This is a genomic window from Paenibacillus sp. J22R232 (genome assembly GCF_056269165.1).
This window is the reverse complement of the sequence record NZ_JBWDNK010000020.1, coordinates 46,964-64,440: the sequence shown is the minus strand read 5'-3', so window position 1 is coordinate 64,440 and position 17,477 is coordinate 46,964. Positions and strand designations below refer to the sequence as shown.

12 protein-coding genes are annotated in these 17,477 nt (G+C 38.4%); 2 read left to right on the top strand and 10 right to left on the bottom strand.

Translation table 11 applies throughout. From position 1 onward, the window contains the following. Window positions 1-42: 42 nt before the first annotated feature. On the top strand, window positions 43-522 hold the full coding sequence (locus AC0YN3_RS30025) for a cyclic nucleotide-binding domain-containing protein (RefSeq protein ID WP_475778583.1): 480 nt from the start codon (window positions 43-45) through the stop codon (window positions 520-522). Between the two features lie 360 nt (window positions 523-882). On the opposite strand, the gene AC0YN3_RS30020 is transcribed toward AC0YN3_RS30025, so the two are convergent. The 4 genes from AC0YN3_RS30020 to AC0YN3_RS30005 are packed head-to-tail and all read right to left on the bottom strand — an operon-like array spanning window position 883 to window position 8,256. Beyond that, complete coding sequence (locus tag AC0YN3_RS30020; RefSeq protein ID WP_475778582.1) at window positions 883-2,940, bottom strand: AIPR family protein; 2,058 nt, start codon at window positions 2,938-2,940, stop codon at window positions 883-885. Beyond that, on the bottom strand, window positions 2,937-3,968 hold the full coding sequence (locus tag AC0YN3_RS30015) for a PD-(D/E)XK motif protein (protein WP_475778581.1): 1,032 nt from the start codon (window positions 3,966-3,968) through the stop codon (window positions 2,937-2,939). The genes AC0YN3_RS30020 and AC0YN3_RS30015 overlap by 4 nt, the downstream gene beginning before the upstream one ends. A 2-nt stretch (window positions 3,969-3,970) precedes the next feature. After that, entirely contained in the window at window positions 3,971-6,733 is a 2,763-nt protein-coding gene (locus AC0YN3_RS30010; protein WP_475778580.1) for a Z1 domain-containing protein, read from the bottom strand. After that, window positions 6,730-8,256: an ATP-binding protein gene (locus AC0YN3_RS30005; protein WP_475778579.1), complete on the bottom strand. Its 1,527-nt coding sequence runs from the start codon at window positions 8,254-8,256 to the stop codon at window positions 6,730-6,732. Before AC0YN3_RS30005 ends, AC0YN3_RS30010 begins: the two co-directional genes overlap by 4 nt. Window positions 8,257-8,390: 134 nt before the next feature. Between AC0YN3_RS30005 and AC0YN3_RS30000 the strand changes: the two genes are divergently transcribed. Continuing rightward, window positions 8,391-9,053, top strand: coding sequence for a hypothetical protein (locus AC0YN3_RS30000; RefSeq protein WP_475778578.1), 663 nt, complete (start codon window positions 8,391-8,393; stop codon window positions 9,051-9,053). 29 nt (window positions 9,054-9,082) lie between these two features. On the opposite strand, the gene AC0YN3_RS29995 is transcribed toward AC0YN3_RS30000, so the two are convergent. The 6 genes from AC0YN3_RS29995 to AC0YN3_RS29970 form a co-directional block, all read right to left on the bottom strand. Beyond that, window positions 9,083-10,786, bottom strand: a complete 1,704-nt coding sequence (locus tag AC0YN3_RS29995; protein WP_475778577.1) for a DNA cytosine methyltransferase — start codon at window positions 10,784-10,786, stop codon at window positions 9,083-9,085. A gap of 104 nt (window positions 10,787-10,890) precedes the next feature. After that, window positions 10,891-11,637 (bottom strand): choline/carnitine O-acyltransferase, encoded by a 747-nt coding sequence (locus AC0YN3_RS29990; RefSeq protein WP_475778576.1) that lies wholly within the window; start codon window positions 11,635-11,637, stop codon window positions 10,891-10,893. A 5-nt stretch (window positions 11,638-11,642) separates the two neighbouring features. After that, entirely contained in the window at window positions 11,643-12,494 is an 852-nt protein-coding gene (locus AC0YN3_RS29985; protein WP_475778575.1) for a hypothetical protein, read from the bottom strand. Beyond that, entirely contained in the window at window positions 12,484-14,385 is a 1,902-nt protein-coding gene (locus AC0YN3_RS29980; protein ID WP_475778574.1) for a hypothetical protein, read from the bottom strand. Before AC0YN3_RS29980 ends, AC0YN3_RS29985 begins: the two co-directional genes overlap by 11 nt. Continuing rightward, window positions 14,360-15,451: a DNA cytosine methyltransferase gene (locus AC0YN3_RS29975; RefSeq protein WP_475778573.1), complete on the bottom strand. Its 1,092-nt coding sequence runs from the start codon at window positions 15,449-15,451 to the stop codon at window positions 14,360-14,362. The genes AC0YN3_RS29980 and AC0YN3_RS29975 overlap by 26 nt, the downstream gene beginning before the upstream one ends. 872 nt (window positions 15,452-16,323) lie before the next feature. Then, on the bottom strand, window positions 16,324-17,475 hold the full coding sequence (locus AC0YN3_RS29970) for an enolase C-terminal domain-like protein (protein WP_475778572.1): 1,152 nt from the start codon (window positions 17,473-17,475) through the stop codon (window positions 16,324-16,326). Between the last annotated feature and the right edge of the window lie 2 nt (window positions 17,476-17,477).

The following is a 17,477-nucleotide window of genomic DNA, read 5'->3' as shown; positions in this document are numbered from 1 at the left end:
TGCCAATATTTCTTTTCAAATCGAATCGCCGAGGAGGATGTCTTGCTCTATGAGCTGACCTCGAGCGTATTTTACGAAATTATTTTTGACCGAACGGAAATTGCAATGGAGCCGATGAAGCTGTTATCCCTCCGGCTGCGCTCCACGAATGCGAAGGTTTCCTCTTCACTATTGGAGGTTGTTCAAGAGGTGGCTGCCTCTGAGGAAGATGCTCTTATATCGCTTGCAGAAGAGGATCGAAACGAGACGATTATTAGACGGATCTTGGTGCTGCAGAAAATCATTCTGCTCGCTCAAATGGTTGAGGAGTCGGTGTATGAGGCTGGTGAGAAGGTTTGTGCGATCGGTAAGGATGGGGACATTATGTACGGCATCATCGAGGGGACGATCCAAGTACATAAGGGCTCTGAAAAGCTGGCAGCGCTTGGGATAGGACAATACTTCGGGGAAATGGCGATTATCGATGGACAACCTCGCTCTGCCGATTGCACAGCCAGCAGCCGCAGCGTATTGCTGCGCTAGCAAGGGAGCAGGTATTCACTTTCTGCTTCCAGAAGCTGCATGTATTGAAGAGCTTAATGCGTGTGCTGGTGGAGCGGACGCAGGATACGGAGCGGTTGGTATAATCGTTGTATGCAAAGGAAAGACCGTCAAGATGCATAGCTTGCATCTTTGACGGTCCTTCTCTTATCTAGCTGGTTTTATTTCGCCGTTTGTCTACGGTATGCGTAGCTAGAGCAGTTGTAACGACAATGTACCACTGTAATCCTTTTTTAGAGAACTTAAGATGTAAAAAATAATAAGTCCAGTAATCATTTAGTAAAACTCTATAGACGCCGGTTGATTAGAAATCGAATTATCATACGTTTTATAGATTCAGAGCTAATTGGCTTTAATAAACCATGCTGCCTTGTTTCCTGTAGTCTTTCCACCATTAGGGCTAAAATTAAATCCATAGCCCTTCTTAGCCAAGGCCTTCATCTGGTTCTGACAATTAGGACTATCTATGACCCATAGACATCCTCCATTTAATCGTTTGTCAATGATCTCCAAGTTCGCTGACCTCAGTAAAGCTAATAATTCTGTAAATTCATCCTCTAATTCATACGAAGCATTAGCCTCAGCGACTTTTTCTTGCTTCGAGGCAGAAGCTTGACTACCTGCCTCCAACATTTCTAATATTGGTAACGAACATTTGAGTTTCATTTCCAACCAACATTCTTCACGTTTACACCATTGACTAATATTTGTCCCTTGAGCAGAAGGGTTCGATATGAAGTTCCAAACAAGTTCTGCTGTTTTCTCTAAATAATATCTCACAGCAGGGCTTACTTCTTGTTTATTCCATGTCTCAATCAGCGAAATATGATTGGAATTGTCATTGGTTGAAAGCAAAGCTATCGTATAAGCAACTACATTTGCCTTATAACCCGGCAAATCCATTTTTTGTACGATTCTATCCGTCTCATCAAATATAATACCCTTGGCTACTGCTTCTTTATAGAATTGGGCATCTATCGCACATTTACTCTTCTTAACATAAGACATAAATTCAGCAAAATTGGTTTCTGCACCTTTACTTACGATATGAGGTTTTTGCTCCCACGCCATAAAGTATTTAGATAGTTGCGTTTTAGAGATAACTTTCTCTTTCGGAAATTGCTTCTTAAACTTATCCTTTTGCGCTTTGGTTTTTTGACGATTATAATCGACCAGATATTGTCCTCGCGCTCTTTCATAATACCAAGCACATTCAGACTTTCTCCCCGTAGGTTCAGGGGCCCACACATTCCTAGATAACTGCTCTAGATGAATATGAACCGAGTTATTGGCACCTAAATCTGATAATGAGATTTTATTTTGAGTGTTTGCATATTGAGATATACTTGAGATAAGTTCGTTAACCATACCCTCATCACTTGTCTTTAAGACCGATAATTTCATTTGAACATAGACGCCGCTAATATCAATACCTAGCTTCCATGCATGGTGAAGTGATGCCGTTGTCTGACCACCGTTTACAATTTGCCATCCCGTCATGGATTTTAGATTGTGAAGTTCCGACATTCCTTCACCAACCACTTCAAAATCGGCATTTTCGGCAGTCGTTGATATTCCATTATTATAAGAAATAAACAAGCCCTTATTATCTTGAAGCGTTGCTTTAATTCCTTTATTGACAGCTCCTTTTGCTTGAAGAAAAGATCTTACATTACGCTCAATTAGCCTCTGGCCGAATTTGTCATACGCTTTAGCAAGTAACATTCCAGAAACATATCCAATAAAAACCTCTAATGGATTGGTAGCATGTTGTTTTGGCACCTTTAACAAGCTGACTTTCTCTTCAAAGTCCTCAGAAATGTTTATTGTAAATGAAGTTGATGCTTCTTCCATTTCATTAGAAAGCTGATAAAGACGTTCGATATCCCATATCTGAATAGAGATATCTTGCACTCCCTTTACTTTCAAATCAATGGTTTGGTTTGTTTTATAAATACAATTCGTAAGCAAAAAAATCTCTAGTTGCAGAGTCGTAGAGTTTTGTTCAATTATCGTAGCTAGATCGCAAACATCGCCATTAGATTCTTCGATGAAGTCCTTTATTTTTCCAGTAGCGCATTGCTCATAAAATTTAATTGCTCTTTTTACACCTTTTTCAACTTCCGTTTTACTTATTGTTTTTTGAACGCTATACGGCATTTCGTGCACAGCAATAAATAAGCTGAGCTTTGAATCATCATCATTATAGCTGTATGCATTCACTTTAATGCCACTTGAAACTTTTTGCCAAAAACTATGCTGTACATCATGCGTTACATTAAACTCAGAAAGGTCACTACACATTCGTTTGACGAATGCTTCTTCTGCACTATCCGAACTTATCTTCAAATCTTCATTAATATTCTGATAGAACTGATGTGTGAATTCTTGTAAGCTCATGATTGCATCCCCTGGATCGTATTAATAAATATCGATTCATCTGTTTGGAATTCGCTTAAGCCTTCTAATAAAATATCATAGCGTACATTTACGACATGATTTGGAATCATCTCTGTAGTTATTTTCGGAAATTGTTCATTTATAAGAAAGTATAAGGTTTCGTTCACATTATATCGATTAATTGAATATAGTTCATGTTGCACATCATGATATCCAACTGCTAGTAGAGCTGTTTCATACTGTTTACTGTAGGTTGGCCATTCACTCAATAGCTCTCGTATTTCCAAAATCATTTCAAATAACGTTTCTCCACTTTTCTCCGCCTCTTCCAACTGAAGAACGACTAAATATAGCAGTTCTAGTTCCTTAGCTTCAAGTTGATGTTCACTTGATATCGTAACCTTAATCGGCTTAACTGAAAGAGTCGTTTTCACCTCTAGCCCCATACCATCGAATAGAAAGTCGATATGTTTGCGGAATGGCCCTTGCCAGTTCATAACGATATCAGGATGGCACTCTTTCTTCAGAAAATACCTTAGCAAATACAGTTCACCATATAAGCCTCTCTGCGCTTCCAAAGAAAGTCCTCCATTATTAATTTTACTGAAAAATTGTTGCCACTGTTGCATACATTTTTGTGCCTCAGTATAAACACATTCAGCTTCGACTTCCCATAAAGATTCCAATAAATTTATTACGAATGATTCAAACAAATCGTTCGCACTACTGGTTTGAATAACGGTTACGCTTTGCTTATTGTTCAGGGGCCCAATCTTATCAAAAAGCACTTTCTGCACTTTCGTTCCTTGACATGTGGGAAAGTATTTGAGCTGTAGCGGACCCATTTTACTGGTAACCGGAATAACAAGCATTAACTTTTCCTCTAGCGGTTCTACCGCCAAGAAAAAAACTTCTCTGTATGCATTTCGCAACTCTCTAAGCACTAACTGATTGCTTATCCGATAATGATCCCGCGAATAGCTCATATCGAATCGAAGATTTGAAATTACGGATTTAATATCGTACATAATCATTCTCCATTAATTGACTTATTAACGAGCACAGCTCTAGTACTATGGGCAATTTTACTTTTTGGAAATGAAATTGCAAATCCGATTGGCAATTCATTCTCTGTTAGCCCTAGATACTTAGCCGCTTTAGTCATAACACCTTCATCAGAATTTGATATTGGTTTTGTTTCAATTGGGTATAGCAACAATAAGCCATTAGTCTCTTTACGTATGCTTCGTGCTTTAGCGTGCAGATTAGCTTTATGTTTCTTTTTGTTCCCTTCTTCAACATGATCAACGATCGCTTTTGCCTCTTTTTGCTCTTCTGCAGTGAAATCAACATATTCATGCCCTTCCGATGTCAAAATCTTGATGGAAAGACTTTGCGAACTCATATCATAATTTGTTTGCCCTTTACGCTTAACTCCTGAATTGAGCTTGACATCATCGATTTTTCTGGCACTTTCTTGACCGGGATTGATTATTACAACAGTCCAGTTTTTCAATTCATTTAATTCATTACAACTTTCAATATATTGCTTCAAGCTTCTCGTATCTACCCTCGAAATGAACGAGGGAGTATGATATTGTTCCAGGAACGATAGAATGAATGTCGATTTGACATTGTCCCAATAGATATTGTCGTTGCTTCCCCTTGTTGTCGAGTTTGCCGAACCGCCCAATCGTTTAATTAAGTTTTCAGTTGCCATAAAATTACTTCGAAATGTCTCTTTTTTGTTTTCAAAAACGGTTGTTTGAACTAAACTAGCACTGTACGATGTATGTCTAATACGTCCTGTTCTCATCTTATTTGGACTTGTTATGTCCATATCCGGATGCACGCTAATTTCTAACGCATATTGTTCAGGGGTTTGCCCCGTTTCAAACATTTGTTCTAATTGTCCACGAAGTTCTTCTGTTGCAACAGCTATATGATAGAACCACTCTGATAGCTCTGACGTTGTGTAAATGCGACATAGATCAAAATACCCCTCGCGATATCCAAACCAACGCCCCATTTGCATAAGCGTATCGTATTTATCTGTCGTTCTTAAATAATAACTGACAATAAGCCCATCCAACGTGAGTCCGCGAGATAACTTATCTCCGCCTACTGCCAACACATAATGCCCATCCTTATGTTCCTCGTATTCAAGCACATCCGAACTTTTCCCGTTTATTTCTTTTACCCTTAGCTTAAGAAGTACGTTCGGAATTTCTTTTTTCACAGCTTCCCAATCAAACATCTCCCCAGCGTCGAGCCTTGAATTCGAAGTCGTCATAAAGTCACTTTCATATAGAGACTGCATGCCTCGTTCTTGCTCCGAATTTCCTCTAGCGTATCGGATGGCATCTTTAATCGATTCAACGTAATCGTTTATTTTTCGATATACGCGATTTTGAACTTCTGTATATCTGGTCACATGCACAAGCATCGAACTGTGTTTCTTTTCTTGACCTCTTAGTCTCCGCAACGCAGTCCCAATCAAATAAGCGTAAATACTCTCAATTAATGATATCGGTATATCACCAGGTATGCGATCCTTTTTATGTTTTATCGGAACAAAATCTTCTTCATGGATGATGGTCCTAACTAATGTGCCTTGTTGCTCCTCCTCGCTATCGTAAACATTAAAATATTCTGCAGGGCCAGCATAACTATTTGGCTTTGGTAGTCCATATATAAAGTCTCTGGGGAAAAGATCATCTCCATGATCTTTCGACTGGGAATCTCTGTCGATAAACATATTCGCAAACGGGGTAGCTGTATATCCTACATAAGAACGCTTTTCAAACGTATGAAAAATATCCCGAATAAGCTTATTAATCGTAGATGGATCATATTCAGGGTTAATAATTGTATTGTCATTATCTTCATAGATATCGGTCGTATTTACCGTTGCCTGGTCTGCTTCATCATCAATAATGAGCAGCGGCAATTCCTTCACAACTTTGTGCGCTACTCCCTCTTTCTTTACTGCATAAGGGCTCTTCTTTTGCAAATAGTTTAATAAGTTCGTTAATACTGTCTTATTTTTTTTTACGACAAGTAAAATTGGTGGACTAAACATTGAGCCTGCTTTACTAATAGAGAAATCGCCGTTGTTATCAGAATTAGTTAACGATTTTACATCCGTGAATTGATATCCATTGAGTAATCCAACACCTACGAAACGATCTCTTACCTGCTGGCGTTTCATCGTAAATCCAATGACTTCCTCATCGAGTCTGATTTGCGTTTGACTTCTTAAGTTATTATGCAGACCGGCGAGAACGATAACTACTTGATATCCAACGTCAAACGCTTTGTTTATAACACCTGTAAAGTTAGCAGTTTTGCCGGATTGCACATAACCCATGACCAACCCTCGTCGATCAAACGGTTCACCCGACGTCGGGTCTCCGCATAAATCCAAAATTTCATCTGACGTTTCATCCAATGAATCAATAACGAGCTCAGGCCACATTTTCATTGATCTCAAATAATATTTATATCGATTCCAATGTTTTAAATCCTTATTTTCTTTTACGCTGTTTAACCAAGATAAATGATACCCGCTCCCACGTAATACTGAGGGGAGTGAAACAGTTGTATTAAAACTTGTTCTCAGGTTTTCAATCAACTTCTCTTTCATTTCATCATTGAATTCTAAAACTAATTGATATTTGGTAACTACAGCCTCGACGACCGCGTTTAATTCTCCGGCAGCCGGTTCAGCAAGTTTTACCTTTAAGATCGGGAGCAATGACTGCTTGTAATCTTCAAAGCCTAATCCTATCATCTACTTTCCCCCTGTATCACTTGTCTAATCGATTGTTCTGAGTACCGGTTGTATGCCGGCATGTCTTTTATCGTTGAAATTAACTTTGTAAGAGGGATATCCATTTCTTGATAGATACCATGTATTTTTAGTATTTGTTTGGCGTCTTCATCCGTAATTTCATCTAGTTCTTTAGTAAGAGTAGCCGGAACATACGTAAAAGTATTTATTGGACAAAACTCTTGAAGCATACTAAGATATGCGGTTAGCATTGCATCGGTATCCTCATCAATGGCGCTTTTTATTTTCGTTAATAATAGGTTTTCGCGATGTATCTGAAAGTAAGCCCTATCGTTTCTCGTTGTCTGAGACCAAAGAAAATCGATTTCTTGATCTTTTTTCCCATCCCGCTTACTACTGATTCCCGATATGCCTCTATGATAGAACACCTTTTGAGATAACATCCTCGCTTTCTCTCCCCATCGCTTTAGCGCTTCAATTACTTCTTGAGGAGGTCTGGCAACCGATTTTTTAACATCAATTTGCCAATCAAAGTCCGAGTCTTGACCAATATCAATTTTAATTCGCGCAAGCTTAGTAGACTCTTCCTTGGGAAATAAATTAAGCCAGCCTGCTACCAGAAGCATTCTCTTATTTCTATAAATATAAAATCCTTGCTGATCGTACCAACCTTCAGGACCTTTTGCTTCCTGGTACTGTTCTTTGTTTATCTTACTATGATGAGGAAGAACATACCCCTCGATATGTATCAATTTGTCATCAATAACGATAGACTCATCGCCCAATTCATGTGTTTGCTGAAGCTTACTGCAAAAGGGATCCCATGGTGCTAATACATTCCCATTAAGAATAATGCTTACTTTTTGCGAACCCGATAAAAAACGATGAAATACCATGCGAAGATGTAGCTCTAATATACTTAACTGTCTAAAAAATTTATTTCTTTTATGACCAGTATATGGTGGGTTTATTAACCTATCGAGTTTCTCAATTAAAACAACTGTTCCTGTACGGGTAGATACGGTATCCAAGAAAATTAATGAATCTATAAATGCTTGTTTCCTAAGCTTCCACTCATTTGTTTCGTTAATCGTATCCAAATCCCAGCAACGAACGTTTACTTTTTCTCCCAGTTTAGAGGAGACCGTTAATCGCTTTCCCAAAGAAAAAGAAGCAGTTTTCAATCCCATTCCAAATCTACCTAATTCTTTGCTCCCTCTTTCAGCAGATGGATCTTTAGAACCTAATCGCATAGCAACGACTAATTCGTCTTCTGACATACCTCTACCATCATCTTCAATCCGAACATAGCTTTTTTCTTCTTCCCAAATCATATCAACCTTTATCATTTTTGCGCCTGCATCCAAACTATTGTCAATAAGATCTGCAATTGCGGTTTCTAACGAATAACCGATCGCACGTAAGGACTGAATCACAGGAGAAGCTTCAGGCGTAACGATATCAAAATCCTCTATCAATGTTGTTTTTTTGTCGCGCTTCAGTTTTCTCGCTCCTTCAGTCATATAGTAAAATATTCCTAGTAATAGGATATCAGACTATAAGACTATGTGTAAAACGAACATATGTTTTTTTTGGAATTAATCTACTATAGTTAATGATTGATTTTATGCACTATAGTAGAAATAGGGTGATGAATATGAATTCTAACTATTTCTTTTGGTCAACTTTATTGCGTTGGTTTAACTATAATTGCCGCGAGTTCCCATGGCGTATCTCAAAAAATCCATTTCATGTATTAATTGCAGAATTTTTATTACAGCAAACTCACGTCAGAAAAGTAGAATCTGTTTATTGGAGACTCATAGAACAGTATCCAACACCAGAGAATCTTTCTGCAGCTGTAAGTGAGGACATCAAGAAAATTATCGCACCACTTGGTCTAAGCTACCGTGCTGATAGGTTGCATGCTGCAGGAAATCATATTTATGAAAACTTTAACGGCATTGTACCATCTGAATATAATGAATTAATCAGCATAAGAGGTATCGGAGATTATATCGCAAATGCAGTTCTTTGTTACGGATTCGGCCAAAATACTATACCTATTGATACAAACGTTATTCGATTGTTCACCAGATACTTCAACTTATCATCTAATTGTTCTAGACCGAGAACTGATAAAAGATTGGCAGCTAACATTAGAGATAAATTTCCGAGGTATGCAAACTATAAGAACTATAATCTTGCGATATTAGATTTTGCAGGGTTAGTATGTGTGGCAAATAACCCACAATGTAATGTCTGTCCTATGGCTGCAAATTGCTTGTATAATAAAAAAACCATCTCCACCTTATGCTAGATCTTACTTGCATAGGTAGAGATGGTTTTTCATACAAAATTAGCTGTTTTAGGAACAATTATATGCTCTAGTTCCTCCTCAGGTTCCATACCAAGCAGATGAAGCACATGCTCAGCGACTGCTCTTCCTAGCAATGGTGGAACCGCATTCCCAACTTGTTGATATTGGGCATCCTTTGGACCTACAAATACAAAATTATCTTGGAATGTTTGTAGCCGAGCAGCTTCCCTAATGCTGATTGCCCTATCCTCTCTAGGATGAATCCACATTGATTTTCTTACATTTACAACTGTTCCAGACGGCTCATTATATTTTAAACGCAGGTAGACCGTATTCTGGGTTCGATTTGGATTTGAATAGGTTGTTTTCATTTTTTCCGCAAGATGGTGAAAATTCTTTCCTTCATCTATTTTCTTAAATCTTTCTAACGCTATTACTGTGGTTTCTGTACATATGTGATTGTGTAATTCGTTAGTATTAGCATTCAGATATCTTGACAATAGGTTGGTTGGTTTTCGTTCAGGTTTTATTTTCAGGTCACTATTCATTATCGTTTCCGGCTCTATATGCCTCAAATCCTCAATAGCATTTTTCACTGTATAACGATTATCTTTTGTTATTATAGCCTTAGGGAGTGTCACAGTATTCATTCTATTTTCATTCAATTTTTCTTTTTTAACTCCTATTATAAACAATCTCTCTCTGACCTGTGGAGCTCCAAAATCTGCTGCATTCAGAATAAGTTCTTCACGTTCATTATTGAAGATATACCCCAATTGAGTAAAACTTTCTTTCAAATAATCTAATACACCGTATGTCTTCACCTTAATAAATACTTCCATTAAACTTGGTTCGCAGTACTCAAAATCAATTTGTTTTTGCACTATTTCGCACATTTTGTTGATTAGTTTTTGGACTTCAATTATTTCCTTCAGTGACTCTATTATCTGAGTTTCAAGTGAAAAGTTACCGTTGAAATAATCTTGAAAGTTTTCTTTCAAATTCAACCATAACTCCGTGTAATTGTCGTTCCAATCTGTTTGATGAAAACTATCCCATTTGTTTAGCTGACTAAATAGAAATGCCTTCCCTCTATGTGCGTATTCCTTGAATTGTTTTTCTTTTCTAACTAGATGAGATATTTTCGAAAATAATTTATCATCTGTGATTTTATATTTCTCTAACAAATCAGTGTTTATTTGATTATAATTTTTCAAGAACTTCATTAATGAATCGACCAATTCCGACCTTTTGGAAAGAATAACATTTTCGCTCTTCAACTTAATTCCTAACTTCGAAATTGTTTCTTCTTCTCCTTTGGCTAAGAAGAATTTATGAGTTGACGACTGCAGCATTTTGACGTTCTCCATAACGAATGCCTGGGGATCCATCAGTTCAATTGCTTTAACGTAGGCTTTAACTAATTCATTATTGGTAGACAAGAAACTCACCTTCTGCCTATTAGCATTTGAGAAACCTTGGCAAGGAGGACCACCACAAACGATATTAGCCTTTAAATCATGAGCATCTAAGTATCTCTTCAAGTCATCTAGTTCTTTAGTTACATCTCCGAACATTTTCACATTTTTATGATTTTTCAGGTAAGTTTGTTGCGCCCATTTATTATTCTCAAACGCAGCTATCACATTCATTTTATTTGTTTGTCTAAACCCGGCGCTCAGTCCGCCCGCCCCAGCGAACAAATCAACTACATTCAATTTGTCCTTTTGCATCTTACACCAACTCTCATTGCTATTCATCCTACTATTATAGCAGTTTGGCATATTCCTGCTACGAGAAATAATGACAAAAACCGTGCATTTCTGCACGGTTTCCTCTACAGGACTCGTAGGTTATTTAACTCCTCTTCAAGCAATTGTTCAAGTTCCTCTTGGGAGTAAGAATCCAATACGGTTACTCCCCCAAGTTGATTTAAATATTTCATTAATTCCCTAAATTCGTTTCGCGTGGGTTCTTGAATATCAGATTTTTCGATTTTTACTAGAAAACTTAGAATCGACTTAGTTATGATTGTATTTCTAGAGAAGCTGCGCTCTATGACGTTTTGTGTTATATCCAGCTTTGAAAGCAGCATTTTGGTCAGTTCGAATGGATCATCTCTCGTCTCGTCATAGGAAATGTATCCGTACCACCATAAACGAGATATACCGTTCCGAGTCAGAGCTCTATCCTTATTTGCCATAAAAAAATACCTTTCTCTTATAACAGATGAAGGATCTTCTTTTTCCAAATATGTATCAACCGACCACCGTTTACTCATATAGTTCCAAAATACTTTATGGGTAAGATATGCCCATAACCGTTCATCTATTGCTTGAGAAATGGTTAATTCCTTGAAAGCAGTATATAATCGTTTCGTATTTTCCAGATCATAATGCTGCGTGACACTCTGAGGCAAGAGCAGATCAATCTCATGAAATCTAAATTTCGTTGGTCGCGACCATTCTTGCCCTTCAAAGTAAGAACTCACCCAAGATTCCTCTTCTAAATAATGTTGGATATTAGTCCTAACGTTTAATTTCAGTTGATCTAAATAATTTGATTCTATATATTCCAGGTTCATTTACCTTAGTCCTCCGCTTCCAAGTTTTCAATGGCAGCTAGTGACTGCGTTAACGGGTCACCAATTAGCTTCTGAGCAATAACTACGGTCGAGTCTGTAGTAATAGCAAGATTAATATTGAGACTTCTCAGTTTTTGTTTAATCACTTGATACCAGCGGCAATCTTCATATTCAAGCGCATCCTCTAGTCCCTTAATAGATTCAATTATTGATACAAGAGACGGAACAATTATTAATGCTGACAGCAATGGTTGCAAATTTTGATCCACAGATAAATATTTATAGCGCTCAAAATTTCCAGGAGACAAGGAGACGACAATTTTGTTACCTGAAGCATCAAAATCCATCGGTAAAGCATCATCATTATAGTTTGGCACGACTGAGAATATTGATGGGATTTTTTGAAGTGGATCTGTATCATTATCTGCATAAAAAACCCGTTCATTATCGATGGCCAATATGTCGCCCTTTTTTATCGAAAAGTAATGGCCTTCGTAATCAGTATGGAACTCTTCTAATCTATACTTATCGTTATCAGCTGTGGAAATAATAAACGAACATATTTCCACTTTTCCATTAAGCTCGTCTGCTTTTATCTCGAAAGAAAACTTATCCTCAAACGAAGTGAACATCCTTCTGTATCGAGTGCTCTGGCATTCAATATGGAAAGCATATTTTGCTTTCCTGTCAGCCATATATTCTCTCAACCCGTCGCAACTTGTAATCGCGGATGCGTCGAACATATAAGTATTATGAGTCTTAGTCGGTTTCAGAGCTGTTTGAAAATCGACATCAGGAACATCATCTGAAAAATAAGAGAGCACAGGATGAGGATACTGTCTGAAATTAATTTGCATGGATGGACACCTCCAATGCACAACGTTTAGATCTTTGAAGCTTAATAATAACATTGCATTTCTTGTCCCTTAGAAAACTAATGGGACCTACTCTGCCATCGCCGACGTGAAGCGGCTCCTGCATACCTTCCAGTACCGCAGACTTGATATTTGCAAGCTCGCCACCAACTTCACCTGCGATTTTAACACTGAGATAGCCTAATCCATTATCGTCTGACTGCACGCTAATCTTGTACTCTCCATTTAATGCATCCGTACAAAATACACGCAAATGTTTGAGTTTCAACGATTTCTTAGGAGCATCGTTTTTTCTCTCGTCATTCTTTTGTTCAGGTTTTTCAGCGACATTATCGTCTGTAACATCGTCTTCATTCTCTTCGTTATTAGAATCTTTATCGGAGTTTTCATCTCCACTCTCGGAATTCGTTTCTTCATGTTCAGAGTCAAGCTCCGACTGATCGCTTGTAGCTGCTACTTCTTCATTATTTACAAGTACAGTAGCCGCCATTGGCCGCCTTACAATATCCAATTCAATTTCCTTTGACACCAACGGTTGTTTATTAGGTAAATTAAACATACTTACAGGCTGATTATCACCTACATAATCCGGTAAATGATCACCTAATCCCTCAACATCAAGCTCCTCTACATTATCTGGGATAGCTATAGACTTTACTTTATCGTTTATCCAAGCGTATAGAGAACGAATTCTACTTTTAGCGAGCTCAGGATCATCATGACGTTCTGCTTCCCAAGCAATATGCGTTGGAGGTTCTAATTGTCTTAAGAAAGAGTTCATTTCATCACCCTTCGCAATCATGACACCCGCAAACTTAAAAGGAGTTCTAAAATTACCTTTATCATAGATTTTCATCCCTGTTTGCCTTACCATAGCAACACGTTTAGGAAGGTCTTTACCTGGCAATACGAATAACTCAATACGTCCAAGTCCTAAAAAATTTTCTTCGTAGAAATAATGACGATTAGATAAGGTGTATGAATCAAAATATGCTGCCGACAGACAATCGGAATCTTGTCGAGTGTATCGATTAATTAACTCTGCCATCGTAGCTGAATTAATTAGTGTGTCTCCTACTTTTACTACTAGTTTTTGCTCAAGAATTGAAACAAAAAAGTTTTCCAATACAGACTTAATAACCTTTATCTCCCAATCCTCTTCTACCATGAAGCCCGCTACAAATATATCTGTTCCCATCTCTTCACGTTTAAAAAATGTATGCAACCCCTCAAGTTCATGAATAGGGCTGTTTCGATCCTTAATACCAAAATAACCGGTTCCCTGCGTTGGCTCTCCGTTGCTTCCAATATGAGTCACTAGTTTTGAAACTCCTTGGAATGCTCGATTACCATTTTTATCTAGCGTTCCATAATAGACAGTTCTCAATTGTGAGCAAGCAAAGGGTGCATGTTTACCGATGCCGAAGGAGCCACCAGATTTTGACCCTTTATCTGAAGAACCAACCGATTTAATCAGGTTATGCCAACCTCCTCGATCCAGTTCAGATGAGCCCGTTAATCCAGTCGTATTAAAATCGCTGATTTTTAAAAAAGGAATCTGATCTTCGCTCATTATCTTTAATGCGTTTGAAAAAAAGCTTTCAGTTTTCGCGTTTCCCTTCCAAAAATCAAAGCAAGATTCTAAAATTTGAACAAATTGTTCATGACCCGGAATATCAGTCCTTTTAATAAGTTCTAATTTGAATTCTACTTCTACGGGACGAGTACTGTCATCACCTTTCGCATCGCATGAATTTTGATTTATCTCGCGAGCAAGTGAATCCCAAGGATTCCCTTTGAATGTCTCAATTCCAGCATCGTTTAAACCGGTCGTTTGACCGTAATTATTAGATGGAAAACTCCAACCTATCATATCCTTTAGTCCTCTCTTCGGCTATTAATTGATTTTTACATTGAGCTGCCAATAGTTGAACAAGATCAACCGTTACAGCATTGCCTATTTGCTTGTATTGTTTTGTTTTTGCCATTTGAATTGGGAATGAAAACTCATGATCCTTAAACCCCTGTAATCTAAGACATTCACGCGGAGTAAGCTTTCTTATTCCCCAGTCATCTTCAATAACCGGTACATTATGGCCACCGCTCCCCATATTTGCTGTGAGAGTAAAGGCACAGTTATTTTTATTCTCCCTTACATAAATACGCCTTAATAAATAGACAGAGTCATGACGTCCTTCTTTTTTAGCCTCTTTAATTGCATCTGCAAACAAAGTTTCATATTTACTTCCAGGCTCAAAATACAGTTCAGATTCGCCTTTTTGTAACTTATCAAAAAAGGATTGAATATCCGTGAGCGGTAAGGTTCTCTCATCTGGGAATTTAAACATGTTTTTTTTGAAATAATCGCTGTTTAACGCAACCATGTATAGCCGTTCGCGATTTTGAGGAATAGTAGTATGATCTTTCGTATTCAGCACCTTGGCATTGGGAGTAGAGTTTAACAAATGACCATTCATGTCTTTATTCACTCGAAACCAATACCCTGCATTCCTTAGCTCTTCTTCTAATCGACGAATTGATCTACCGGAATCATGGTATATAAGATTCTTAACATTTTCTAATACGATAATTTTTGGTTTCTCATTTCCAAATTCTTTTATTAGCCTAATAATTTGAAAAAATAATGAACCACGTGGATCCTCGAAACCCAGTTGGTTTCCAGCAACTGAAAAAGACTGACACGGAAATCCGGCAGTCAAAACATCAACCGGATTCAATTTATCCATATTCACCGAAAGTTCTTCTATCGATTTTTCATGTAAGTCAACTTCAGGATTATTGTATCTATATGTCTCACACGCGGACTTATCAAATTCATTAGCCCATGCAATTTGAAAGCCTTCCCTTTTAAATGCAGTACAAAAACCGCCAATACCTGCAAACAAACTGCCTACGCTCATTGAGTACTTCTCTTCCAACCTAATTTCCCCTATGACTGATTTTTTTGTTCTGTCAATCAATAATAATAGAATTCCTCAACATTCATCATTATCCTTTATTATACAAGATCAAAATGTACTATTTTTATAAATATATTTTACTTCAACATTAATTTTAGGCATTTAGACTTGAAGAGGACTTATTATTCATTCTCCTGTTTGACTAGGCCACCGAGAAACACTAACCGCTTCGATGTTAACAGTTTAATTCAGATGCTTGTAAGTAAATCTGATTTTTATATTCAGAGTACGCATTCCCCGGCTATACGTCTATTTTCACACGCTCCGCTTCTATCAACGGAACAGTTAGAGCCATGGAATTAGACAGCTTCATCTTCTTGTTACAAACCTATATTTCAATGATCACACCAATAATTGTCATATATATACATCCCTATAGTTAATAAATTGTTTGTAGTAGGATGTAGTGTTATGTTACTTTAATCATACCATGATTTTAATATTAGTTTATTATCAAGCTTATTTGTATTTGCGCCACAGTAAGAAGTCTTGGCATCATCCATTGGAAGTCTTAATTGATTGACAGGGCATTATTAAACATGTTTTTAAATATATATCCTGAATAGTATTTGTTAAGTCTTGTTTTTTTGTTAGGAGAGCGATTTTCCCCCTCTCTAACTACCAGAAACCAAGCAACACTTGGGAGAATTAGGCATAAAAAGGTTGTTGATCGCAACCTGACGTTTAGTCGTGCGCTGAACTACGCTGGCGAATGTAAATCAGTCGTCTCCCATAAAATAAATAGAAGTATTTGGTCGATGACCAAATACTTCTCCCAAGCGTAAGATTTATTAAAAAACACTACCCCGCAGCAATTCAATCCTGCACAACTAATCGATCACCCATCCACCTTGAGAAACCTGAAAGGTAAACCGATCATCGTCAAACTCCAGTCCAAACCCTGCTTTAGGCGGAACATAGAACATTCCGTCTTGCACGGAATAAGCGCTGGCGTCCATCCCTTCGATCGTGATGTCATCCCATTCCACGAACTGAAAACCTTTGATGCTGGCAGATAAATGTCCCGTTGCGTATATGCCATAAGCATTGCCATAACAGTGCGGCGCAGTCAACAAAGCATGCTCATCCAGCTTTGCGCCAAGCTCCAGCCAGTGGGTAAAGCCGGGATGTATAATATCGTATTGCAACACGTCGACTCTTCCCTGTATAGCCCAGTCAACCAATCGGGGGGAGGCATACCCTTCTCCGTCCGCGATCAACACGCTCTGATTACGATCCTTCAGCCACGACTTCAAATCTTTGTACAATTCTTCGTCCTCGTGGAAAGCTTCTTCGATCCAATACAGATCAACATCCGATAAAGCGGTCAAAACTTCTTTTGTCAGGTTGAGATTGTAAGCATTGTTGGCATCGATCATTAGCTTTCCTGCCGGGCCGGCCACTTCCCTTACGCCCTCCACGATCGCGATGTCCCGTCTAGTCCCTTCCATCAGCGGCATATGCATCCCGCCGCGTCCTACTTTTATTTTAAAATGACGATGTCCCTTCGCGTAGCCTTGTTTGGCTTCTTCCTGAATGAGCGCGACCGCATCCTTGTCATTGGTCAGATGCAAATCGTCAAAATATAGAGAAGTATCATAGCATGGAACGGCCAGCCCGCTTTGCGTTTGACTGCTGGCCCCATTATATATTTCATACACCGGCTGGTTCCATCTACGCCCCAACCAATCCAGTAACGGAAATTCGAGACAGATGCGATAAGGCTCACGAATTTTCCCCATATCGTCGAATAAGTCGCGAATAGGCTTCCCGACAAGCGTTCTCGCCTGCTCCGTCGTGATGCGCGAGGCGCCGTATGCCGTTTGGCCGTCAATGGTGATTCGGACAAGGCTAACTTCGCAAGCGGTGCCATGAATGCCTAGTCTGGCATTTGCCCCGGCACTTCGCGCCCGCTGCCCGTGAAGCTTAGCGAATTCGATCTTCTCAATTACCCAATTTTTATTGATTGCTGCAAGATTCATTC